The following is a 23,494-nucleotide window of genomic DNA, read 5'->3' on the forward strand; positions in this document are numbered from 1 at the left end:
TGCGGATGCCGTGGGCAAGCGCCAGGGGGCAAAGGAGCTACCTCTAATTTCAGCCGAAATTGCCATGCCGATCCCGTTCGGGAATCCGCCCGGCACGCGGCCATGACCTTCGGGATTATAAGGTCCTGTAGATACTGCCGCCCCGCGAATGCCCGTAGACTTGGCCCCTGAAAAGGGAATGTGGGGAGCCGTCCCGCGTGGCGACACAGCTATCGACGACCAGTGATACCGGGCCGGAAACGGCATCGGCCAAGACCAGACGGGACCGCAGGCCCCGGATCGACCTGCTGACGCTGGGCCAGAGCCTGACGCTGGATGAGGCGACCGTCGTGGACCTCCACGCCGCTCATCTTGACAGATATGCCCTGCAATTCCGCGATGCGCTGGGGCTTCGCACGATGGACGTAGACTGCGCGCAAGGCTGCGAGATCGTGCTGCGTGACGGGCGGCGCGTGCTCGACTTCTCGGGCGGTTTCGGCGCGCTGGGGCTGGGGCACAACCATCCGCGCGTGATCGCGGCGGAGCGGCGGTGTCACGACGATCTGGTGCTGGATTGCATCAAGATCGCCCCGCACAAGCTGCAAGGCGCGCTGGCCTATAACATCGCCCGCTTCCTGCCCGAGCCGCTGGGCGTCTCGTTCCTCGCCGTCTCCGGCAACGAGGCGAACGAGGCAGCGATGAAACTGTGCGAGCGCGTGCAGACGCCCAAGGGCAAGAGCAAGTTCCTCTTCCTGCGCGGCGAAGGCGATGCGGAAGGCAGCGCGCAGCCCGGTTTCCTGATGGGTGTCCCCCAGGACAATGTGATCCACGCGCGCTATGGCGACATCGCCTCGCTGAACGCCGCCATCGAGCGGGAGGGCGGCGCGAAAAACGCGATCATTGCGGTGATCGTGGAACCGCTGCGCAGCGGCACCTGCGAATCGCCGCCGCTGGGCTATCTGTCCGATCTGGTAGAGGCCTGCCGTGCGGCGGATATCCTGACCGTCTTCGACGAGACGCGGGTCGGCCTTGGACGCACCGGCCTGTTCTGCGCGTTCCAGCATGAGGATGCCGTGCCCGACGCAGTGACGCTGGCGCGGACGCTGGCCGGCGGCAAGCGTGAGATGGGGGCCATGGTCACTTCTCAGGCTCTGTTCGACAAGGCCTATGGCAACACGCAGGACTGCAACCTGCACAGTTCCAGTTTCTCCGGCATGGGAGAGACCTGCGCCGTCGCGATAGAGGCGCTGAATGTGCTGGCCGAGGAAGGCCTGATGGACCGGGCCGCGGCAATGGGCGCGCACTTGCGCACCGGGCTGGAACGGCTGCGCGCGAAGCATCCCCGCTGCATCGCCTCGCTGCGGGGCAAGGGCTGTTTCCAGGCGCTGGAACTGGCCTTTGGCACCGATCCCGCCGCCGACGCCCCGCCGATCGCGGCTGTGGCCGGCGAACTCTACGAACGCCACGGCATTCTGGCCCACTACCTGCCGGATGCCCCCGGCGTCCTCCATTTCATGCCCCCCCTGATCGTGACCGAGGCGCAGATCGACCGGCTGCTGGCCGCGCTCGACGCGGTGCTGGCGGGCATCGCCGGGGTTTCGGCGGAAAGGTTGCTGCACTGATGGACATGACGACATCCGCCGCCGCGATGGAAGGCGCAGCGCGTTTCCGCCGTGATGGAGAGGCTGGCCAATCCGCGCTTCAGGCGGCGATCGCCAGCGCCCTGCTACTGGCGGTTGCGCTGGTGACGTTCGCGCTGAACGTCCACCAGGGCATCGGCGTCTATCCGGACTCCACGCGCTACATGGGCATCAGCCCGGTGCCCTATGACGCGCCGGTCTATCACTGGATGCTGGTGGGCGGCCACGCGCTGGGGCCTTCGCTATTGGCCGTGGCGATGGCGCTGGCGGTGGTGTTCCTGTGCACCAACGTCCTGCTGATCTTCGCGCTGGTGCGGCGCGGCAGTGGGGACTGGCGCATCGCCGCCGTCGCCACCGCGCTGATCATCATGGCCCCGCAGTTCGTCACCCTGCACGCGGGCGCCATGTCCGAAGCGCCATTCATGACCTTCATGATGGCGACCATGTGGTTCGCCCTGAACTACTTCGAAACGGGCCGCCGGGGCGACCTGCTGCTGGCCTCGCTCCTGCTCGGCGTGGCGACGCTGACGCGCTTTACCGGCCCGCCGCTGGGCCTTGCCATCGCATTGGTGATCCTCGCCCGCCCCGGCGTCCCGTTCGGTCGCCGCATCGCCGACTGCGTGCTGCTGGCCGTGCCGGGCGCCGCGCTGTTCTTCGGCTGGGTGGCATGGAGCACCGAAACCGTGGGCCATTCGATCGGCCGCGATCTGGTGTTCTACGGGAACATGGGGCCGCAGCAGTGGCGCAACAATCTGGAGACGCTGGCCGCCTGGCTGTTTCCCGATCAGGTTCCGCTGCCGCTACGCGTGGCGGTGCTGCTGGCAGTGCTGGGCTTTGCCGGCTGGCAGACCCTGCGCCAATGGCAGCGCTGGCGTGCGCCGGCCGCACCGGCCAGCGTTGCCGCGCGGTTCGACGTGCGGGCCGCGTTTTCGCTGATGCTGGCGATCTTCGTGATCGCCTACCTCGCTTTCGTGTGGCTTTCCACCTCGCTGGAGGCGAACCTTTCGCTCAACGGCCGCTATGCGCTGCCTGCCTATTTCGCCTTCGTGATGCTGCTGGGCGTGCAGGCCGGCACGCTAGACCGCACCCGCAAGAGCGAAGGCATCGTGCTGGCCGCGCTGGCGGCACTGGCGGTGGTGGTGCTGGGTTCGCACACCATGCGATCGGCCGTGCGCACGCACGAAGTCTATGCCAGCGGCTTCGGCTACAACGCCCGCCTCTGGCATGAATCGCCGACGATCGCGGCCGTACGCACGCTGCCCGCCAACGCGGTGATCGTTTCCAATGGCCCGGACCTGATCGCCTTTCTGGACGATCGCCCTGCCCTTCTTTGGCCGCAGGACCGCGAACTGCGCACCGACCTGCCCGATCCGCGCAATCCGGTGAGCAACCAGATCGCTGCCATCGCCGCGCGCGCCGCAGTGGGAGACGTGCCGGTCTACCTGGTGTTCTTCGACAAGGTCGATTGGCGCTTCTACCTCGCGTCAGAGGGCAAGGTGGTGCGGGCGCTGCCTGCCGGCCCCGCCGCCGCGCAGGCGGACGGGCGCATCTACCTCGTCTCGCCATCCGCAGCTGCGCGCGAAAGCCGCCCGTGAAACCCGCGCGGGACCACCGGCCCGAGCCCGCTCCGCCGCCCCTTTCGCCCGAAATATCGCCCGAGCCCGCAAAAGAAGCCATTCCTCAGGAGACCCCGCAGATGCCCGCTTCCGTGACCCTGGAAAGTCGCACCGCCCGCCTGCGCGACTATCTGAGCCTTGCGCGGTTCGATCACATCTCGAAGCATGTTTTCATCATCCCCGGGCTGATCCTGGCCTATGCCCTGCGCGAACCTTCGCTGCTGGATGCGCCGCAGCGGGTGGTGGTGGGCTTCATCGTCGCCATCGCGATCGCATCGGCCAATTATGTGATCAACGAGTGGCTGGACCGCGAATTCGACGCGCACCACCCGTCCAAGCACCACCGCAAGGCCGTGTCGCTGCAGCTTTCGCCGGCACTGGTCTATCTGGAATATGCCGCCTTCGCAGCGGTGGGCCTGTTGCTGGCCTACTGGATCGGCGGCGCGTTCTTCATCTGCGCGCTGGTGTTCCTGCTGTCCGGCCTCATCTACAACGTGCAGCCGATCCGGTCGAAGGACCGGCCGTTTCTGGACGTGATCTCGGAATCGGTGAACAATCCCATCCGCCTGACGCTGGGCTGGCTGATGCTGGACCCCAGCAGCATGCCGCCGGCCAGCCTGTTGCTGGCCTACTGGACCGGCGGCGCGTTCCTGATGGGTTCCAAGCGCCTGTCGGAATATCGCGACATCACCGCCAGCGTCGGGATCGAGACGCTGAAGCGCTATCGCAAGTCGTTCGGCGGCTACACGGCGGAAAGCCTGATCGTCAGCTGCCTGACTTACGCGATGCTGTCCTCGTTCTTCCTCGGCGTGTTCCTGATCAAGTACCGGATCGAATACGTGCTGGCCTTCCCGTTCATCACCGGACTGTTCGGCTGCTACCTCTGGCTGTCGATGCTGCCCGATTCCATCGCGCAGCGCCCCGAACGCATGTTTCGTTCGCGCCGCCTGATGACGATGCTGGCCGTGAACATCTGCGTGTTGCTGCTGGTGACGTTCATGGACGTGCCCAGCCTTGGGGCGCTTACGGACCGCAGCTTTACCCCGGTGGACATGCTCCATGGATCGGGCAAGTAACATGAAGCGGCCTGCTTCCGCTCCGCCCTCATCCTCGGCTTTCGCCCGTGTGATCGCCCCTCTGGTGGACCGGCTGGTGGATGACCAGTGCCCCGCCATGCACCCGGCGGAGCGGGTGCAGGTACAGGGCTATGTGCTGGCCACCGTCGCGGGGATGCCGGACTTCTTCCGGCTGGGCTTTCACATGCTGGCCTGGTTGTTCGAATATGCGCCGGTGCTGCGCGGGGAGCGCCGCTTTTCCCGCCTCCCCGCCCCGCGCCAGAGCCTGCACGTGCTGCGCTGGCGCCGTTCCGCGATCGGCCCGCTGCGATCGATGATCGCGTTCTACGCCAACTTCTCCGCCTATGGCCTCTATTCGGTGGCCTATCCGGGCGGCGAGAGCGAAAGGGGCAGGATCGCCGCATGATCGGGGTGGGGGGCGAAACGATCGACGTTCTGGTAATCGGCTCCGGCCCCGGCGGCGCCGTCAGCGCGACCGAACTGGCCCGCGCCGGCCACGCGGTGCTGATGGTGGAGGAAGGCGGCAACGTCTCCCTTTCCGACGTTCCGCATTTCTCTCGCGAGGAAATGCTGGCGAAGTACCGCAACGCCGGCGTCAGCGTGGCGATGGGCGGCAGCAAGCTGGCCTGGGTGGAGGGCCGCTGTGTGGGCGGCGGTAGCGAGGTCAATCGCGGCCTCTATCACCGCACGCCCGACTATATCCTTGACGACTGGCGCCGCCGCTTCGGCGTGGACGACCTGGACCTTGCCGGGATGACCCCGCATTTCGAGGCGTGCGAACAGGTCGCGCTGGTCGAATATGTGGCCGGGCGGCCGTCCGAAATGTCGCAGATGCTTCACCGCGGTGCGGCCGCGAACGGCTGGCACGCTATCGAGACGCCGCGCCTGATCCACTACCGCGGCGATGGCGGCGGGGGTGAGCGCCAGTCGATGTCCGCCACGTTCGTGCCGCGCTTTCTTGCGGCGGGCGGGCAGCTTTCGCCGGCGACGCGGATCGACCGGCTGCGGCGCGAAAACGGATTGTGGGTCGCGGACGGAAGCCGCGTCGATGCCCATGGCATCCGTCATGCCGTCACGTTCCGCGCACCGGTGGTGATCGCCGCCTGCGGGGCGGTGCAGACGCCTGCCCTGCTGCGCCGATCCGGCCTCACCCGCAATATCGGCAATTCGCTGCGCTTCCACCCGATGGTGAAAGTCGTCGCCGAGTTCGACCACGAAGTGAACCGCCCGAACGACGCCGATCCCGTCCACCAGATCAAGGAGTTCGAACCGCGCTTCGGCATGGGCTGCTCGATCAGCAACCCGGCCATGCTGGGCATGGCGCTTAATGGTGCATTGCCGGCCGGCGAGGACACCTGGGATCTGATCGCGGAGCGCTGGCGCAACATGGGCATCTACTATGTCCAGAGCGGGGTCGGCACTGCGTCGGTGCGCAATATTCCCGGATTCCGCGACCCCTTCGTGCGGATCCGCTTCGCGCAGGACGAACTGCGCGTTCTGGCGGAGGGTCTGGCACGGCTGGCGCAGGCGTTGTTTGCGGCGGGCGCGCTGCGCGTGCACCCCTGCGTCGCCGGCTATCCCACGCTTCATTCGCCTGCCGACATCGCGCGGCTGCCCGATACTCTGGCCGCGGCGGATGGGGCGCTGACCTCGGTCCACGTCTTCTCTTCCTGCCCGATGGGAGAGGACGAGAGCCGCTGCGCCACCGATTCCCATGGCCGCGTGCATGGCGCCGAAGGGCTCTATATCAACGACGCCTCGCTGCTCTGCACGCCAACCATGGTCAATCCGCAAGGCACCGTCATGGCGGTGGCGCATCGCAATGTGCAGGCGATGATGGCGCGGCGCTTTCATTGATGCTGCACCTGGTCACCGGCGGATCGGGCTTCATCGGCGCGCGCCTTGCATTCCGCCTGCGCGCACGCGGCGAACGCGTGCGCGTGCTGGACATGACGGACGATCCCGCGCGCCCGGCGGAAGTGGAATTCGTGCCCGGCAGCGTCACCGATCCGGCCGCCGTAGCGGCGGCGATGCAGGGCGTAGACGTGGTGCACCACAATGCCGCGCTGGTCGCCCAGTCGGCGGCGGGGCGCGACTATTACCACGTGAACGAGGGCGGATCGCGCCTTGTCGCCGAAGCCGCCGCGCGCGCGCAAGTGCGTATGGTCATGCATCTCAGCACCACCGCAGTCTATGGATTACCGCCGCAAGGCCCGATCTCCGCCGCCACCGAACCGAGCCCGATCGAGGACTATGGCCGATCGAAACTGGCGGGCGAGCGGGCGATGCAGGCCATCTGCGACACGGCCGGCATTCCCGTCGTCACCATCCGCCCGCGCGTGACGCTGGGCGCCGGGCGGCTGGGCATCTTCGCCATCCTGTTCGACTGGATCCGCGCCGGCCGCCGGGTCTACGTAATCGGAAACGGCAACCAGCGGCAGCAGTTCATCCATGTCGACGATCTGCTGGACTTTCACCTCCACGCGCTCGACCGGGGACGGCCCGGCACATGGAACGTGGGCACCGACCGTTTCGGCACTTTGCGAGAGGATTTGGACGCGCTGATCGCCCACGCCAGTTCACGCTCGCGCGTTACCGGACTGCCGGTACGCCCGGCGATGGCCCTGCTCCACGCGCTGCACACCGTCGGCCTTTCACCGCTGACCGCCTGGCACTACCGCACCTACCACCGAGACTGCCATTTCGACGTCGCCCCGCTGCTGGCGACCGGCTGGCGCCCGCGCTATTCGAACTTCGACATGCTGGAAGAGAGTTACGACTGGTTTCTCTCACAAAGCACAACCCAGGGCGATCGCTTCGCCGCCCCCCACCGCCGCATGCTGGAACAGCGGGCGCTGCGAGTGCTGAAAGCCTTTTCCTGAAACGGAAAAGGGCGTCGACACGGTGTGCCGACGCCCTTTCGAATAGTCTGCCTTAAGCGGATCAGCCTGCCAGAACGGCCTTCACCGCGGCAATAGCGTCGGCAGCCTTGTCGCCGTCAGGCCCGCCGCCCTGCGCCATGTCGGCGCGGCCGCCGCCGCCCTTGCCACCCAGCGTTTCCACGCCCTTGCGGACCAGATCGACAGCGCTGATCGTACCAGTCAGGTCTTCGGTAACGGCAGCGGCGATGCTCGCCTTGCCCTCGTTCACCGCCACGATCGCGGCGACGCCCGAACCCATGCGCTGCTTCGCCTGATCGAGCAACCCGCGCAGTTCCTTGGGATCGAGGCCCTCAAGCACTTGGCCCGAGAACTTGACGCCATTGACCTCTTCGTCAGCCGCCTCGGTCTTGCCCGAACCTCCGCCGAGCGCCAGTGCCTTCTTGGCCTCGGCGAGTTCACGCTCCAGCTTCTTGCGCTCGTCCATCAGCGCGGTGACGCGGGCTTCCACGTCTTCCGGCGTCGTGCGCAGCACGCTGGCGGCGCTCTTCAGCGCTTCCTCGCGGCCGACCAGCCACTGGCGCGCGCCTTCGCCGGTCAGCGCCTCGACGCGGCGCACGCCGGACGAAACCGCGCTTTCCGAAACGATGCGGAACACGCCGATATCGCCGGTGGCGCGCACGTGGGTACCGCCGCAAAGTTCGACCGAGTAAGTATGCTCGCCCGATGCCTCCTTGGACGAGGTACCCATCGACAGCACGCGCACTTCGTCGCCGTACTTCTCGCCGAACAGCGCCATGGCGCCAGCCTCAATGGCGTCTTCCGGCGTCATCAGGCGGGTGAGAACGGGGTCGTTCGCGCGGATCTCGGCGTTCACTTCAGCCTCGATCGCCGCAATATCCTCGGCCGAAAGCGCGGTGGGATGCGAGAAGTCGAAGCGCAGGCGCTCCGCCGCAACCAGAGAGCCCTTCTGGGTGACATGGCCGCCCAGACGGTTGCGCAGTGCCGCGTGCAGCAGGTGCGTGGCCGAATGGTTGGCGCGCACGGCATCGCGGCGCGCGACGTCCACGGTCAGGTTGACGGCATCGCCCACCTTGATTGTCCCCGCCTCAACCTTGCCGATCATCGCATGAAGACGGCCAAGCGGCTTTGCGGTGTCGAGCACGGCGATATTCAGGCCGGCATTGGTCGTAATCGTGCCGGCATCGCCGACCTGACCGCCGGATTCGCCATAGAACGGCGTCTGGTTGGTCAGCACGGTCACTTCGTCGCCAGCAGCAGCGGAGGTAACTTCCTTACCGTCCTTCACCAGCGCCACCACCTGGCCTTCGCCAACGGTGGAAGTGTAGCCGGTGAACTCGCTGGCGCCTTCGCGCTCGGCAATGTCGAACCAGACTTCGCTGTCGGCCGCGGCACCCGAACCCTTCCACGCAGCGCGCGCGGCAGCCTTCTGCTGCGCCATCGCGGCCTGGAAGCCATCGTCGTTCACGGTGATGCCGCGCGGACGCAGGGCATCGACAGTAAGGTCGTAAGGGAAGCCGTACGTATCGTAGAGCTTGAACGCAGTTTCGCCCGGAAGCTCGCCGCCCTCGCCCATCTGGGCGGTGGCTTCGTCCAGCAGCTTCAGGCCGTTGGCCAGCGTGCGGCGGAACTGCACTTCCTCGCGCTGCAGTGTTTCCTCGATCAGCGGCTGTGCGCGGCCGAGTTCCGGATAAGCCTGGCCCATTTCGGCCACCAGCGACGGCACCAGACGGTGCATCAGGGGCTCCTTCGCGCCCAGCAGGTGCGCATGGCGCATGGCGCGGCGCATGATGCGGCGCAGGACGTAGCCACGGCCCTCGTTCGACGGCAGCACGCCGTCGGCCAGCAGGAAGCTGGTCGAACGCAGGTGATCCGCGATCACGCGGTGGCTGGCGCGCTGCTCACCCTGCGCGGCGACCCCGGTAAGGCTTTCCGACGCGGCGATCAGCGCCTTGAAGGTGTCGATATCGTAGTTGTCATGCACGCCCTGCATGACCGCCGAGATGCGCTCAAGGCCCATGCCGGTGTCGATCGAGGGCTTCGGCAGGTTACCGACGATTTCGCCGGCCGACTGCTCGAACTGCATGAACACGAGGTTCCAGATTTCGATGAAGCGGTCGCCGTCTTCTTCCGGCGATCCGGGAGGGCCACCCCAGATGTGGTCGCCGTGGTCGAAGAAGATTTCCGAGCACGGACCGCACGGGCCTTCATCGCCCATCGCCCAGAAGTTGTCCTTCGTGGGAATGCGGATGATCTTCGATTCCGGCAGGCCGGCGATCTTCTTCCACAGATCAAAGGCTTCGTCGTCGGTGTGGTACACGGTGACGAGCAGCTTCTCGACCGGCAGGCCCCATTCCTTGGTCAGCAGGGTCCAGGCGTGGGTGATCGCCTGTTCCTTGAAATAGTCGCCGAACGAGAAGTTGCCCAGCATCTCAAAGAAGGTGTGGTGGCGCGCGGTGTAGCCGACGTTGTCGAGATCGTTGTGCTTGCCGCCGGCGCGGACGCACTTCTGCGACGAGGTGGCGCGCGGCGCGAAGGGCGTTTCAAGACCCGTGAACACGTTCTTGAACGGCACCATGCCGGCATTCACGAACATCAGCGTCGGGTCGTTGTACGGCACGAGCGGCGCTGACGGAACGGCCTCATGGCCGTTCTTGGCGAAGTAGTCGAGGAAGGACCGGCGGATCTCGTTGGTCGTGTGCATGAACGCGCCGATAATGCAGCCGCGCGGCGGCGGCAAGCGGGTTGCAACGGTCAGACTGTTCGGGAATTGCGATATCTCGCCCGCCGTGGCGGGAACGCCACCCCGAAAACACCGGGAACGCCACCCCGAAAACACCGGGAACGCCACCCCGAAGGCGCCGGGAACGACACCGTATTGGCGCAGGATTGCCTTTCCCCCGGCACCACGCCTAGGCTGGCCGCGACAAGGGTCGCACCACAGTCAAGACACGCCTTTAAAGGGGAAATTTCATGGATCGCCGCTCGTTCCTGGGTCAGGCCAGCGTGGCCGCGGTGGCTGCCGGGCTTCCGTCCGCCGTCTTCGCCGCCACTGCTGCCAAACCCGCAGATCAGAAGCTGAGAACGCTGCTGGATACGATCTTCACCGATCGCCTTGCGGAGAATCCCGAGGGGGCAACACGCCTTGGCCTCGATACCGGCAAGAACGCCGCGCTGAAATCGCAGCTTTCGGGCCGCAGCGCTGCCGATGCCGCGAAGGACCTTGCCCGCTCGCGCACGGAACTGGCCTCGATCAAGGCGATCGGCCGTACCGGACTGGGCGAGGATGCGGCGCTCGATTACGATGTCGTCACCTATCAGTTGGAACGCTCGATCGCCGGGCAGGAGACGTTCACTTACGGTTCCAGCGGCGGCCGTTTCTCGCCTTATCTGATCAGCCAGCTGACCGGCGCCTATCAGGACGTGCCGGACTTCCTGGACACGCAGCACCGCGTGAACGACGCCGCCGACGCCGATGCCTATTTGGCGCGTCTTGGCGCTTTCGCGACGGTGCTGGATCAGGAAACCGAGTGCCAGCGCACCGATGCCGCGCGCGGCGTGTTCGCGCCCGACTATATTCTGGATACGACGCTGAAGCAGTTCGCGGCGCTCCGCGACAAGCCAGCGGCCGAGACCGGCCTTGTCACCGGCTTTGCTGCCAAGCTGATCAAGGCGGGCCTGCCGGCGGATCGCGCGGGCGAGGCTGCGAAAGTGGTGGCGGAGAAGGTCTTCCCAGCACTCGACCGTCAGCGCGCACTTGTCACCGAACTGCGCGGCAAGGCCACGCATGAGGCGGGTGTGTGGCGCCTGCCCGATGGCGATGCCTATTATGCCTCGGCTGCCGAAGCGGCGACGACGGTGCGCCTCAGCGGCGACGATATCCACCAGATGGGCCTCGATCAGGTGGCGCAGATCAGCGGGCGGATCGACGGTATCCTGAAGGCGCAGGGCATGACGCAGGGCACCGTGGGCGAGCGGCTTGTCGCGCTAAACCAGCGGCCGGACCAGCTCTTCCCCAATACCGACGAAGGCCGCGCCGCACTGCTGGCCGAACTCAATGCGCAGATCCTCAAGATGCAGCCCCGTCTGCCCGAACAGTTCGCCACGCTGCCCAAGGCGCCGGTGGAAGTGCGCCGCGTGCCGCCCGCCATTCAGGCCGGTGCGCCGGGTGGCTATTACCAGAACGCCTCGCTCGATGGTTCGCGCCCGGCGATCTACTACATCAACCTCCGCGATACTTTCGATCGGCCGAAGTTCGGGCTTGCCACACTGACCCATCACGAGGCGGTGCCGGGGCATCACCTGCAGGTCATGCTCGCGCTCGAATCGCAGGACATTCCGATGATTCGCCGTCGCGGCGGGTTCAGTGGCTATAGCGAAGGCTGGGCGCTCTATTCGGAGCAGCTGGCCGACGAAATGGGCATGTACGAAGGCGATCCGCTGGGTCAGGTCGGTTACCTGCAATCGTTGCTGTTCCGGGCGACGCGCCTCGTCGTCGATTCGGGTATGCACGCCAAGCGCTGGAGCCGCGAGAAAGCAACCGACTACCTGATTGCCACCACCGGCATCGCGCGCGGCCGCAGCCAGGGCGAGATCGACCGCTACACCGTCTGGCCGGGCCAGGCCTGCAGCTACAAGATCGGCCACACCATGTGGGTGAAGCTGCGCGACGAGGCTCGCGCCAAGGCCGGAGACAAGTGGGATCCCAAGGCGTTCCACTCGGTGCTGCTAAAGGGCGCCCTGCCCCTTGCCGTGTTGGAGAAGCTGGTACGCTCGCGTTACGCCTGAGGTTTGGCCCTGCTTTTTTCTGCGACGTCGCGAGAAGGAAGCGGGGGCCCGCCTGCCCTGCGGGCAGTTTATCCTGAGCGGCCGGCCTGCCGGCCAGCCGAAGGGCGGGGACGACGGAATTTTTACTTTAGGGTTTCGGTTTTTAGCGGCTGGCGGTTGGCGGTTGGCGGTTGGCGGTTGGCGGTTGGCGGTTGGCGGTTGGCGGTTGGCGGTTGGCGGTTGGCGGTTGGATTTCCTTCCGCACGCGCTGGATGCAAAGAAAAACCCCGGCCCTTGCGGGACCGGGGTTTTTTCATGTCCGTCGACAATCGCGGGGATTATTCGACGTCGTCGTCCTCCGAGGGGCCGACCATCATCTCTTCGGCCAGTCCGTCGGTCTTGGCGCGGATGGCCTTTTCCAGACGGTCGCAGACTTCGGGGTTCTGCTTCAGGTAGGTCTTCGCGTTCTCACGACCCTGACCGATACGAATCGAGTCGTAGGAGAACCACGCGCCCGACTTCTCGACGATGCCAGCCTTGACGCCGAGGTCGAGGATCTCACCGATCTTCGAGACGCCTTCGCCATACATGATGTCGAATTCGACCTGCTTGAACGGCGGAGCCACCTTGTTCTTCACGATCTTCACACGGGTGGCGTTGCCGACCACTTCGTCACGGTCTTTGATCGCGCCGGTGCGGCGGATGTCGAGACGAACCGAAGCGTAGAACTTCAGCGCGTTGCCGCCGGTGGTCGTTTCCGGGTTACCGTACATCACACCGATCTTCATGCGCAGCTGGTTGATGAAGATCACCATGCAGCGCGAACGGCTGATCGAACCGGTCAGCTTGCGGAGCGACTGGCTCATCAGGCGGGCCTGAAGACCCACGTGGCTGTCACCCATCTCGCCTTCGATTTCGGCGCGGGGAACCAGCGCGGCAACCGAGTCGACCACCAGCACGTCGATCGCGTTCGAACGGACCAGCGTATCGGTGATTTCCAGCGCCTGTTCGCCGGTATCCGGCTGCGAGACGATCAGTTCGTCGATGTTGACGCCCAGCTTCTTGGCATAGACCGGATCGAGCGCGTGTTCGGCGTCGATGAACGCGGCGGTGCCGCCGGTCTTCTGCGCTTCGGCAATGCAATGCAGTGCCAACGTGGTCTTGCCCGAGCTTTCCGGCCCGTAGATCTCGATCACGCGGCCGCGTGGCAGGCCGCCGACGCCAAGGGCAATGTCGAGGCCGAGCGAACCAGTGGAGATCGCTTCGACCTGCATGGTCTCCTTGGAGCCCAGCTTCATCGCGCTGCCCTTGCCGAACGCGCGGTCGATCTGCGCGAGAGCGGCTTCCAGCGCCTTCTGACGGTCCATCGCTTCCTTTTCCTTGCCTTCCTGGATCAGCTTGAGCTGAGCAGCCATTTCACTTCCCCTTTGCTACCGGCCTGACCGGAAAGGTCAACGTCACGGGGAACGATGTATCGCCTTTGTTCTCATAGAACAAGAGGGGAACGATGGCTGATTTCCGTTTTTTAATGCCGCGCTGTGCGCGCCAGAACATCCCCGACTTTTTCCGATAGCTGCTGCACGGAGAACGGCTTGGGCATGAACCACGCATTGGCGATGCCGATTTCCTTGCGCAGCTGCTCCTCTGCATAGCCGGACATGAACAGCACCGGCAGGCCCGGGGCGATGCGGCGGATCTCTCGCGCCATCGCGGGGCCGTCCATCGTCGGCATCACCACGTCCGACACCACAAGGTCGAACCGGCCGCCCTGTTGCACCAGTTCCAGCCCCTCCTCGCCATCGCAGGCGGAGGTGACCTGATAGCCCTGCCGGGTAAGTGCGCGCTCGGCGACGATCCGCACCGGATCCTCATCCTCCACCAGCAGGATCGATCCGCCGCCGGCCCATTGGCTGGGCGGCGCCTCGTCCTTGATCGCCGGCACGGCGGTCTCACCGGGGGCCATGTGGTGGACCGGCAGATAGACGACGAAGCGCGTGCCAAGGCCCACTTCGCTCTCCGCGAAGATGAAGCCGCCCGATTGCTTGACGATGCCGTAGACGGTGGAGAGGCCGAGGCCGGTGCCCTTGCCCTGTTCCTTGGTGGTGAAGAACGGTTCGAAAATCTTGCCGAGATGCTCGGGCGGAATGCCGCCGCCGGTGTCCTGCACGATCAGCGCGGTATAGTCGCCCGCCGGAATGATCTCGCTGCGCATCGCGCGCACGTCCGTGGTGGTGACGCGGTGGGTGGCCAGCGTCAGCGTCCCCGAACCGTCCGCGCCCTTCTTCATCTGCATGGCATCGCGCGCGTTGACCGCGAGGTTCACGATCACCTGTTCAAGCTGCGTCGGGTCAGCGCGGACCGGGCCGAGATCGCGGTCATGCGTGACGACCAGTTGGATCTTCTCACCGATCAGCCGGCGCAGCATCTGCGAGACGTCCGCCACAACATCCGGCAGCTGGAGCACTTCGGGCCGCAACGTCTGCTGGCGCGAGAACGCCAGAAGCTGGCGCGTCAGCGAGGCGGCACGGTTCGAATTCGCGCGGATCTGCTGGATGTCGTCATAGTCCGAATCGCCCGGAGTGTGCCGCATCAGCATGAGGTCGCAGGTGCCCAGAATCGCGGTCAGCACATTGTTGAAGTCATGCGCGACGCCGCCCGCGAGCTGCCCCACCGCCTGCATCTTGGTGGCCTGCGCGACCTGCCGTTTCAGGCGGGTTTCCTCGGACGTGTCGGTCAGGCCCAGCAGCACAGCCGCCTCACCCAGCCCGCGCACGCCGGCAAGACTGAGCGACACCGGATCGTCCGGCAGTTCGGCCAGCCGCACGGCAATGTCGCCCGCAGCCGAAGGGCCCTGCGCGAACCGGCGGATCGCTTCGGACAGCGCGCGCTTGTCCTCCCGCGTGACGAGGTCGGTCGGGTAAGTCGGCGGCATGTGCCCTTCACGGCCGGCCGCGCGCATGAAGGCGGGATTGGCGAAAAGCAGGCGCCCATCGCGATCGGCCATGGCAAGCCCCAACGGCAACTGGCTGAGCAGCGCCTCCAGATGCGGCGCGGCGGTGCCGCTGCTGCTGCCCGAACCGATGCCCTGCCCGGCCTCCACCACCAGCATCAGCGAGGGCGTGGTATTGGGATCGGGATCGCCTGGCAGATCGGGATCGGCCACCGGCACGTGATAGAGCACCAGGGGGCCGCCGCGTCCGCCCTCACGCGCCCAGCCGATCCGCTCGCCCTCTTCCTGGCTGAGCAGCGCCACGAAATCGAGCCCGGTGGTGTCCGCCAGCGCATCGCCGGTGGCGCGCTGGGCGAAGCCGGCGCTGGCGGCGCAGATCGTGCCGTCCGGATCGACCAGCGCGGCGGAAATGCCGGAGCGGGCAAGGCCCCTGCCCAGCTTGCCATCCACCTGCTTGACCAGATCGCCCACCAGATCGACCGCGCTGACCGGCTGGATGCGCCAGACCAGAAAGTCCTCACCCCGGCCGGCGCGACGCACTTCGATGCGCCAGTCGGTTTCCGCGCCGTCATTGCCGCCACCCTGCCCGATCGCCGCGCGCAGTTGCGTCGCCCCCTGCCCGTCCCGCCACACGGAGCGGACGAGTTCGGCGATATGTTCATGCGCGGCATCACCCATCGGCAGGCGTGCCGGATCGTTGCCGACGCCGAACCAGTTTTCGTAGCTGGCATTGGCACATGTGAGGCGGCCGGCGCGATCGGTCAGCGCAATGGCCATATCCTCACGATCGATCGCGGCGACCGTAACCGACCAATCCGGCAATGCGAATTCGGCTTCGGCGATATCCACGCGGCGATTCGAGATCATCCAGGCAAGGCCGGCGAAAACCAGCAGCGTGCCGGCCAGAATGGCCACCAGCAAACCGTCACCGCTTACCAGCCAGACCAGCGCGACGCTCACCGCCAGGGCCAGCCCGATCACTCCCGCTTCGGACAACCTGCCGGTGTGCTGCTGGCCTGCGTTCATGCGATCCCTTCCCTGTCGGCAACCTCGTCTTCAACTTCCGCAGGCGGCGCGGCGCGTAACGGCGCGCGATTGCGGCGCGCGCGGTGCTTGCGGCCGATCCAGTAGCGCCAGAACCAGACAGTGAGGAAATAGCTGACCACGGCGGCGATCACCGACTGGATGAACAGGCCGATCACCACGGCCGGCGCGGTGTCGGACAGCATCCAGTTACGCCATTGCGCCAGGCTTGCCCCCTCCCGCACCATCGCCTCCACCGTCGCGATATCGGCGTGATATCCGAAGCTGTTGCCGATCGCCACGGCCACCGGAAGGATGATCAGCAGCGTCGTCACCGGATTGGAGATGAACGTGATCGCGGCGGCGAGCGGAATATTGCCGCGCACCGGCACGCACATCAGCGCCGCGCCGACGATCTGGACGCCGGGAATCAGTGCGAAGATCCCGATGAACATGCCAACGGCAACGCCGCGCGGCACCGAGCGGCGGGTGAAGCGGAACAATTCCGGCCGGCGCGTGAACGGCGCGGTGAAGCGGTTCGCCTCCAGCTGCGCATGTGTGGGCATCTGGCCGTGCAGCCACGCGCCCAGCCGGTGGAGCAGCCCACTCACCCGTGTTCGCGCAGGATGCGGCCCTGCTCCCGCTTCCAGTCGCGCTCCTTGATCGTATTGCGCTTGTCCGCCGCGTTCTTGCCCTTGGCCAGCGCCAGTTCCACCTTGGCCCGCCCGCGTCCGTTGAAATAGACGGACAGCGGCACCAGCGTCATGCCCTTGCGCTCTACAGAGCCTTGCAGGCGCGAGATCTCTCGCTCCTTGAGCAGCAGCTTGCGCGGGCGCTTGGGCGTGTGGTTGAAGCGGTTGCCGTGGCTGAATTCGGGCACGTTGGAATTGACCAGCCAGCATTCGCCGTTCCTGACCTCGGCATAGGCTTCGGCGATCGAGCCCTCGCCAAAGCGCAGCGATTTCACCTCCGTGCCGGTCAGGACGATGCCGGCCTCGAAGGTTTCGTCGATGTGATATTCGAAGCGCGCCCTACGGTTTTCGGCGACGGTCTTCTTCTTGTCGAATGTCGTGTGCTGCGGACGTGCCATATCGAAGCGGCATTTAGGGATTCGCGCGCGAAAAGGAAACGCCCGTTTAAGCGATTTGCGACCGTATGGGCGCAATGATGCATGGAGCGTGGCGGCAAACGGGCGAAATCGGTGATGAAAAAGTCCGTCATCCACCCTCAACTTGGCAAAAGGCCGAGGATAACAAGTATTTAATCATGGCACCCTAGCCGCGCCCTCTTGCCGTTTCACCGGAGCAGCGAAATACCGGCAGAATCGAAGGGGGAATTTTCGAAAATGAAATCACGGAGTGCCTGGGCGCTGACTGCGCTCACTTCGGTCGTGTGCCCGATTCTGGCCGGGCAAGCGGCGATCGCCGCCACGGTGGAACAGCCGGCCGCCGCGCCGCCGGCGGTGGTGGCGGGTCCGCCGCCGCTCGATGCCTATGGCGAGTTGCCGCGCGTGGAAGACGCCGCGATCTCGCCCGATGGCCGCAACATCGCCAGCATCTCCCGCATCGATGGCGATCGCCGCCTCGTCGTCGTGGACGATCAGGGCAAGTTCCTGCGCAACGCCTCGACCGGAGACGGCAAAGTCCGCGCCATCGAATGGGCCGACAACGAGACCATGCTGCTCACCACCAGCGCCACCGTGTCGATGTTCGGATTCGCGGCATCGAAGTACGAGATGAGCGGCACCTTCATCGTACCCGCTGCCGGCGGTACGGCCGAACTCGTCTTCAGCAAGACCAAGGCCGTGGCCGATACCACGCGCGGCCGCTACGGCATCCGTACCATCGAGGGCAAGACCGTCGGCTTCTTCGGCGGCATCGCGCTCGACACCTCCGGACCGGAGCCCGAGTTTACTCATGGCCGCACCACGCTCTACGCCGTGGACATCAAGACCAATCGCCCACGCACCGTCGCCGCCGCCCCGGCCGAGGATCACTGGCGCGACTGGCTGATCGACGGCAACGGGCAAGTCACCGTCGTGCTCGATATCGAAGAGAACAAGGGCTTCTGGAAGATCACCGTGCCCAAGGGCGCCGAACTGGCCCGCGGCATCGCCCCCACCGGGCAGGTCAGCCTGATCTGCTTCGGCAAGGACGGCACCACCGTGATTTACGCCATCAACGACAGCGAAGGCGGCACGCGCTGGTTCGAAGTGCCGCTGACCGGCGGCGAAGCCCAGGAAGTCCTTCCGGGCGACAAGATCGAACGCATTTTCGTCGACCATGCCACCGGCAATCTGCTCGGCTACCGGATCGATGCCGAAAAGCCGAAAACGGTGATGTTCGATCCGGCCAAGCAGACCGCGCTGGACAAGATCTTCAAGGCCTTCGCCGGCCGCGATCCGCACCTGATCGACTGGACGCCGGACTTTTCGAAAGTGCTGCTGAGCACCAGCGGCAACAAGGACAGCGGCACCTGGTACCTCGTCGACGTGCGCGGACGACACGCCGATCCGATCGGCGAGGAACGGCCCGACATCGCGCCCGAACAGGTCGGTGCGATCTCGATGGTCGACTACAAGGCGGCGGACGGGCTGGAGATGGACGGCGTGCTCACCCTGCCGCCGGGCCGGGAAGCGAAGAACCTGCCTATCGTCGTGCTGCCGCACGGCGGCCCGGCTGCCGAGGACAAGCCGGAGTTCGACTGGTGGGCGCAAGCCTTCGCCTCACGCGGCTACGCGGTGTTCCAACCCAATTTCCGCGGCTCCACCGGCCGCACCGATACATTCCAGCATGCAGGTGATGGCCAGTGGGGCCGCAAGATGCAAACCGACATCTCGGACGGGCTGGCCGAACTGGTGAAGCGCGGCGTGGCCGATCCCAAGCGCGCCTGCATCGTCGGCGCCAGCTATGGCGGCTATGCCGCGCTGGCCGGCGTGACGTTGCAACAGGGCCTCTACAAGTGCGCCGTTTCGGTGGCGGGCATCGGCGACGTGAAGCTGATGTACGAAACCGACATCCGCGAAGACGGCGATTCGCAGATGACGCGCAAGGTGCTACGCAAGCAGTTGGGCGATCCTTCCGGCTACGACGCGATCTCCCCCCGCCGCTTCGCCGCCAAGGCCGATGCGCCGGTCATGCTGATCCACGGCAAGGACGATACCGTGGTCGCCTATCGCCAGAGCACGATCATGGCCGATGCGTTGAAGGATGCCGGCAAGCCCTACGAGATGGTGACGCTCGCCAGCGAGGACCACTGGCTTTCGCGTGAGGAGACGCGGAAGCGCATGCTCTCCGAAACGATGCGGTTCGTGCAGAAGTACAACCCGGCGGATTGAGGGGCGGCGAGATGAAAGGTCGTTCACCCATCGCCCGCCATCTCGCCGGATATGCACTGATTGTCGCGCTTGCCGGTTGTCGTCAGGACGGACCGGCAAGCCCGCAACCCTCGCAAGCCGCAAATGTCGCAGTCGCCAAGAAGCGTGAGCAGCGGCTGCCAACCACCTCGCTTCTCGGCAGTTGGCAGGTTAACCCGTCAAGCGATCGTGCCGAGCCGGATCCGTCGCGGTGGGGTAAACCGTTGGGCCCCTTTCATCTGAACATGACCGTTCACGAAGCGCGCCTTGCAGCGCGCGCTGCTGGCTTGGAGTGGTCCGATCGTGAAAACGTGGACCCTTGGTGCACGCAGGAACGTGCCGGAAACCAGACAATCGTCCTCGTATCAGAACCACAATCGGAAAACTTTAATTCAACGGACGAGATCGATCCGACATCGTACTGGATTTACTATTCGATTGAACGCGGCACACCGCGCATTGCTGCAATTCAGGAAGGTGATCTCAGCTCGTCCAAAACGCGAAAATTGGGCGAAATGGAATCAGTGGCACGTAACGAGGAGCCTGCGTCAAACTGCTTCCTCACCCCCTTCGGGATAAGAGCGCGCCAGATGGCCTTTGCACACGCAGCCGTCATGAACAGCCCCCTCTCGAACAAGTTCGGCGCACCGATCTATTCTTTGGAGGATCTGCCGCCGCCCGTCGAAGCGGCCATGATTCGTTGGAGAAATGCCACCTACGTTAAGACACCGACCAGTTATGTTGATGCGCGTTTCCTTGGAGCGTGGCGTAACGGAAATGAGGTCGTCAGTCTGGTCGAACTGAGTTGGTACAGCTACGACTCCGGTTCCACGTTAAAAGCGGTCGTCACCGATCTTGAAGGCCATCTTCTTTGGCATGGTGACCAAAAGATTTTTGCCCGCGACGGAGTGCGGGGACGACAAGGAACGGGCCAGTTCGCGAACTGGCCCCAATAAGCCTGCTCACAGTCCGCCTTACCGCATCCTCGAACGTGCTGCCCGATGCGTAATAAAAAGGGCGCCGGTTCGCACCGACGCCCTTTCCTTATCCTGAAAGGCTAACCGCTCAGACCAGACCGGCGTGCACCAGCGCATCGTCCACGGCCTTGCGTGCCTTGTCGCCGCAGGGGACCAGCGGCAGGCGCAGTTCGTTCTCGATCCAGTCGTGCACTTGCGCCAGCGCGTACTTGCACGGGCCCGGCGAGCTGTCCTCGAACATCGCGTAGTGCAGCGGGTAGAGCAGGTCGTTGAGGCGGCGCGCTTCCTCAAGGTCGTTGGCCGCGCAGGCCGCCTGGAATTCGGCGCAGAGCTTCGGCGCGACGTTCGCGGTCACCGAAATGCAGCCGACGCCGCCGGCTGCGTTGAACGGCAGGGCCAGTTCGTCGTCGCCCGAAAGCTGGCAGAAATCCTTGCCGATGCCCATGCGGTGATCGGTCACGCGGGAAAGGTCGCCGCTGGCGTCCTTGATGGCGACGAAACGGTCCGGATAGCGGCGCGCCAGTTCGATCACCGTTTCGGGCAGCAGGTCGGTCACCGTGCGGCCGGGAACGTTGTAGAGCACGATCGGCAGGTCGTTATGCTCGGCAAGGTAGCTGAAGTGGGCCAGCAGGCCTTCCTGGCTGGGGCGGTTGTAATAGGGCGCCACCAGCAGCGCGGCCGATGCGCCGCACTTCTTGGAGAAGTTCATGTGCAGCAGCGCGTTCATCGTGTCGTTGCTGCCGCAGCCGGCGATCACGGGCACGCGGCCGGCGGCCTGTTCCACGCAAAGTTCGATCACCCGGTGGTGTTCGGCGTTCGACAAAGTCGAGTTTTCACCCGTGGTGCCGCAGGGCACAAGGGCCGACGAACCCGAATCAATCTGCCAGTCCACCAGCCGCCGAAAAGCCTGCTCATCGAACGCTCCGTCGCGAAACGGTGTAACAAGAGCAGGAATAGAGCCGGAGAACATGGACTTTACCTCAGCTGGTGTTCATTCATCGGGCGATCGGTCCCGACGTTCAGCGCCTGATAAGGAGCCTTTTCCCCAAATGTCCAGCATGCAGCGTGCCGCCCCCCTCATCCTGCTTGCTTCGACGTTCCTTTCCACGGCCCCTGCGTTGGCGCAGGACGGCCGGGAATGGGACATCGCCAAGGCCCAGCAGATGCAATCGCACGACATGAGCGTGCACCAGTCCATCGATCGCTGGCGGCAGCTTACCGCCAGCGATCAGCTCGATTTCGGGACTTATGCGAACTTCCTGATGACCTACCCCGGTTATCCGCTGGAAGAACGGGTTCGCCGTTATGCCGAGGGGGCGCTGCTGCGTTATCCGGCGGATGCGAACACCACGGTCGCCTTCTTCACGAAATTTCCGCCACTGACGAGCGAGGCCGCCGGACGCTACGCCGTAGCGCTATCGACGTTGCAACGCTCCGACGCGGCGCAGAAGGCGCTGGCCGCATGGCGCGGCGGCAGTCTGGCGCCGGACGACGAAGCGCGGCTGCTGTCGACCTATGGATCGCGATTCTCGCAGGCCGATCACGACGCCCGCATGGATGAACTGCTGTGGCAGGGCCAGACGTCTCAGGCAGAGCGACAGATTTCCTTCGTCTCCACGGCCAATCGCCCGCTGTTCATGGAGCGGCTGTCAATGCTGCAGGGTTCCGCGCCGGGCACGATGGGACTGACGCTGACGCCGCAAATGAATGCGGACCCCGGCTATATCTATGCCCGCGCCGTGCAGGCGCGGAAATCGGGCAACCTGCCGGGTGAGATTTCGCTGCTTGCGAACCGCCCGCCTCTGTCGAAACCCGTGCCGGAGCCGGAAAAGTGGGTGCGCGAACTGCTGAACGCGGCGCGCAGTGCCGGTTCGGATTCGGCGGTGCGCATCGCTGGCTCCATCGACGACGCCTTCCCGCCGGGTACGGACATCTCGAAGATGTCCTACCGCCTGCGCGACGATTACACGACGCTGGTCTGGCTGGGCGGCACCAAGGCGCTGTGGTCGCTGGGCGATCCGCGCCGCGCCGCGCCGCTGTTCTATCGCTATGGCGCCGCCGCGCAGACGCCGGGCACGCGGTCGAAGGGCTTTTACTGGGCCGGCCGCGCGCTGTCGCAGGCGGGCGATTCCGCCGGGGCCAACCGCTACTTCGAGATGGCCGCCGCCTATCCGCAATACTTCTATGGCCAGCTGGCGCTGGAACGGCTGGGCCGCCCTCTGCCCGATCTGGACACAAAGCCGCGCGGGATGCCGACTTCTGCCGAGCGCAGCGCCTTCATGGCCAAGCCGATCACCAAGGCCGTGCGCGACGTTGCCCGCGATGCCGACTGGAAGACCGGCGTGCAGTTCTTCAAGGAAATCTCCGATCAGGCGCAGAGCGAGGCGGATCACGTGCTCGTCGCCGATCTGGCGCGGGAGATCGGCCGCCGCGATCTTGCCGTCATTCTCGGCCAGAGCGCCCATGCAGATGGCTATGGCGACTTCGGGCAGATCGCCTATCCAATGATCCCGACGCCGCCGGGCGCGGACTGGACGATGGTCCATGCGCTGACCCGTCAGGAAAGCCAGTTCGCCCAGAACGCGCTGAGCCATGCCGGCGCGCGCGGGCTGATGCAGCTGATGCCCACCACCGCGCGCGAGCAGGCGGGCAAGCTAGGTCTGCCCTACGACGACAGCCGGCTGGTGAGCGATCCCACCTACAACATCCAGCTGGGCGACGCCTATTTCGCGCGGATGCGCAATTACTTTGGCGGGTCTTATCCGCTTGCCATCGGCGCCTACAATGCCGGTGCAGGCAACGTGAACAAGTGGCTGGCCGCCAATGGCGATCCGCGCATGGGATCGGTCGATTGGGTGACGTGGATCGAGCAGATTCCGATCTACGAGACCAAGAACTACATCCAGCGCGTGCTGGAAAACGCCGTGGTCTATCAGGCGATGCATCCTGAAAAGGTCGGCGTGCGCAGCAATACGCCGTTGAGCCGGTTGATGGGGAAGAACACGCCGGGTTGAGGGAACGAACTCCCTACTCCCACCCTGCATACAAAAATCCCGTCGCCCCCGCGAAGGCGGGGGCCCCGCTTTTCTTGGATTCACGCAGAGGGGCCGCGCAGCATTGCACCGGCCTCTCCGCATCTCTGCGTGCGTTAGAAAGAACAAGCGGGATCCCCGCCTTCGCGGGGATGACGGGGATTGGTTAGCCAAATGTC

At 65.4% G+C, this 23,494-nt stretch carries 16 protein-coding genes; 10 read left to right on the forward strand and 6 right to left on the reverse strand.

Translation table 11 applies throughout. The features are described 5' to 3' along the window. Positions 1-197 precede the first annotated feature (197 nt). From ACZ1JC_RS23990 to ACZ1JC_RS24015, 6 genes are all read left to right on the forward strand, one after another. Positions 198-1,601, forward strand: a complete 1,404-nt coding sequence (locus tag ACZ1JC_RS23990; protein ID WP_465137782.1) for an aminotransferase class III-fold pyridoxal phosphate-dependent enzyme — start codon at positions 198-200, stop codon at positions 1,599-1,601. Then, on the forward strand, positions 1,601-3,214 hold the full coding sequence (locus ACZ1JC_RS23995; protein ID WP_465137781.1) for a glycosyltransferase family 39 protein: 1,614 nt from the start codon (positions 1,601-1,603) through the stop codon (positions 3,212-3,214). The genes ACZ1JC_RS23990 and ACZ1JC_RS23995 overlap by 1 nt, the downstream gene beginning before the upstream one ends. 101 nt (positions 3,215-3,315) lie before the next feature. Then, positions 3,316-4,311: a UbiA family prenyltransferase gene (locus tag ACZ1JC_RS24000; RefSeq protein WP_465137780.1), complete on the forward strand. Its 996-nt coding sequence runs from the start codon at positions 3,316-3,318 to the stop codon at positions 4,309-4,311. A 1-nt stretch (position 4,312) separates the two neighbouring features. After that, positions 4,313-4,717: a hypothetical protein gene (locus ACZ1JC_RS24005; RefSeq protein ID WP_465137779.1), complete on the forward strand. Its 405-nt coding sequence runs from the start codon at positions 4,313-4,315 to the stop codon at positions 4,715-4,717. Continuing rightward, the gene (locus ACZ1JC_RS24010) at positions 4,714-6,168 is read left to right on the forward strand and encodes a GMC family oxidoreductase N-terminal domain-containing protein (protein ID WP_465137778.1); all 1,455 of its coding nucleotides are present in this window, start codon (positions 4,714-4,716) and stop codon (positions 6,166-6,168) included. The genes ACZ1JC_RS24005 and ACZ1JC_RS24010 overlap by 4 nt, the downstream gene beginning before the upstream one ends. Further along, entirely contained in the window at positions 6,168-7,193 is a 1,026-nt protein-coding gene (locus tag ACZ1JC_RS24015) for an NAD-dependent epimerase/dehydratase family protein (RefSeq protein ID WP_465137777.1), read from the forward strand. Before ACZ1JC_RS24010 ends, ACZ1JC_RS24015 begins: the two co-directional genes overlap by 1 nt. Before the next feature lie 61 nt (positions 7,194-7,254). On the opposite strand, the gene alaS is transcribed toward ACZ1JC_RS24015, so the two are convergent. Beyond that, positions 7,255-9,915, reverse strand: coding sequence for an alanine--tRNA ligase (gene alaS / locus ACZ1JC_RS24020; RefSeq protein WP_465137776.1), 2,661 nt, complete (start codon positions 9,913-9,915; stop codon positions 7,255-7,257). Positions 9,916-10,184: 269 nt separating this feature from the next. On the opposite strand from alaS, the gene ACZ1JC_RS24025 reads away from it, so the two are divergent. Beyond that, positions 10,185-11,999: a DUF885 domain-containing protein gene (locus ACZ1JC_RS24025; RefSeq protein ID WP_465137775.1), complete on the forward strand. Its 1,815-nt coding sequence runs from the start codon at positions 10,185-10,187 to the stop codon at positions 11,997-11,999. A 317-nt stretch (positions 12,000-12,316) separates the two neighbouring features. On the opposite strand, the gene recA is transcribed toward ACZ1JC_RS24025, so the two are convergent. The 4 genes from recA to smpB form a co-directional block, all read right to left on the reverse strand. After that, positions 12,317-13,393 (reverse strand): recombinase RecA, encoded by a 1,077-nt coding sequence (recA, locus tag ACZ1JC_RS24030; RefSeq protein ID WP_395327290.1) that lies wholly within the window; start codon positions 13,391-13,393, stop codon positions 12,317-12,319. Positions 13,394-13,503: 110 nt separating this feature from the next. Then, complete coding sequence (locus ACZ1JC_RS24035; protein WP_465137774.1) at positions 13,504-15,954, reverse strand: hybrid sensor histidine kinase/response regulator; 2,451 nt, start codon at positions 15,952-15,954, stop codon at positions 13,504-13,506. Next, a complete protein-coding gene (locus ACZ1JC_RS24040; RefSeq protein ID WP_465137773.1) occupies positions 15,951-16,562 on the reverse strand; it encodes a DUF2062 domain-containing protein in 612 nt (203 codons plus the stop codon). The genes ACZ1JC_RS24035 and ACZ1JC_RS24040 overlap by 4 nt, the downstream gene beginning before the upstream one ends. Further along, positions 16,559-17,041, reverse strand: a complete 483-nt coding sequence (gene smpB, locus ACZ1JC_RS24045) for an SsrA-binding protein SmpB (RefSeq protein WP_465137772.1) — start codon at positions 17,039-17,041, stop codon at positions 16,559-16,561. The genes ACZ1JC_RS24040 and smpB overlap by 4 nt, the downstream gene beginning before the upstream one ends. Positions 17,042-17,296: 255 nt before the next feature. On the opposite strand from smpB, the gene ACZ1JC_RS24050 reads away from it, so the two are divergent. Continuing rightward, positions 17,297-19,288, forward strand: a complete 1,992-nt coding sequence (locus ACZ1JC_RS24050; RefSeq protein ID WP_465137771.1) for a S9 family peptidase — start codon at positions 17,297-17,299, stop codon at positions 19,286-19,288. An 11-nt stretch (positions 19,289-19,299) separates the two neighbouring features. Beyond that, positions 19,300-20,262, forward strand: coding sequence for a hypothetical protein (locus tag ACZ1JC_RS24055; RefSeq protein ID WP_465137770.1), 963 nt, complete (start codon positions 19,300-19,302; stop codon positions 20,260-20,262). A 109-nt stretch (positions 20,263-20,371) separates the two neighbouring features. On the opposite strand, the gene dapA is transcribed toward ACZ1JC_RS24055, so the two are convergent. Beyond that, a complete protein-coding gene (gene dapA, locus ACZ1JC_RS24060; protein ID WP_395327300.1) occupies positions 20,372-21,253 on the reverse strand; it encodes a 4-hydroxy-tetrahydrodipicolinate synthase in 882 nt (293 codons plus the stop codon). A gap of 79 nt (positions 21,254-21,332) precedes the next feature. Here dapA and ACZ1JC_RS24065 point away from each other — a divergent pair, with 79 nt between their 5' ends. Beyond that, positions 21,333-23,297, forward strand: a complete 1,965-nt coding sequence (locus tag ACZ1JC_RS24065; protein ID WP_465137769.1) for a lytic transglycosylase domain-containing protein — start codon at positions 21,333-21,335, stop codon at positions 23,295-23,297. Positions 23,298-23,494: the final 197 nt, after the last annotated feature.

Source organism: Sphingomonas sp. BL-S-28, from assembly GCF_055521515.1.

Coding starts and splice junctions, on each gene's coding strand:
- ACZ1JC_RS23995 (WP_465137781.1), top strand. CDS start 1,601: ATGGACATGACGACATCCGCCGCCGCGATGGAAGGCGCAGCGCGTTTC.
- ACZ1JC_RS24000 (WP_465137780.1), top strand. CDS start 3,316: ATGCCCGCTTCCGTGACCCTGGAAAGTCGCACCGCCCGCCTGCGCGAC.
- ACZ1JC_RS24005 (WP_465137779.1), top strand. CDS start 4,313: ATGAAGCGGCCTGCTTCCGCTCCGCCCTCATCCTCGGCTTTCGCCCGT.
- ACZ1JC_RS24010 (WP_465137778.1), top strand. CDS start 4,714: ATGATCGGGGTGGGGGGCGAAACGATCGACGTTCTGGTAATCGGCTCC.
- ACZ1JC_RS24015 (WP_465137777.1), top strand. CDS start 6,168: ATGCTGCACCTGGTCACCGGCGGATCGGGCTTCATCGGCGCGCGCCTT.
- alaS (WP_465137776.1), bottom strand. CDS start 9,915: ATGCACACGACCAACGAGATCCGCCGGTCCTTCCTCGACTACTTCGCC.
- ACZ1JC_RS24025 (WP_465137775.1), top strand. CDS start 10,185: ATGGATCGCCGCTCGTTCCTGGGTCAGGCCAGCGTGGCCGCGGTGGCT.
- recA (WP_395327290.1), bottom strand. CDS start 13,393: ATGGCTGCTCAGCTCAAGCTGATCCAGGAAGGCAAGGAAAAGGAAGCG.
- ACZ1JC_RS24035 (WP_465137774.1), bottom strand. CDS start 15,954: ATGAACGCAGGCCAGCAGCACACCGGCAGGTTGTCCGAAGCGGGAGTG.
- smpB (WP_465137772.1), bottom strand. CDS start 17,041: ATGGCACGTCCGCAGCACACGACATTCGACAAGAAGAAGACCGTCGCC.
- ACZ1JC_RS24050 (WP_465137771.1), top strand. CDS start 17,297: ATGAAATCACGGAGTGCCTGGGCGCTGACTGCGCTCACTTCGGTCGTG.
- ACZ1JC_RS24055 (WP_465137770.1), top strand. CDS start 19,300: ATGAAAGGTCGTTCACCCATCGCCCGCCATCTCGCCGGATATGCACTG.
- dapA (WP_395327300.1), bottom strand. CDS start 21,253: ATGTTCTCCGGCTCTATTCCTGCTCTTGTTACACCGTTTCGCGACGGA.
- ACZ1JC_RS24065 (WP_465137769.1), top strand. CDS start 21,333: ATGTCCAGCATGCAGCGTGCCGCCCCCCTCATCCTGCTTGCTTCGACG.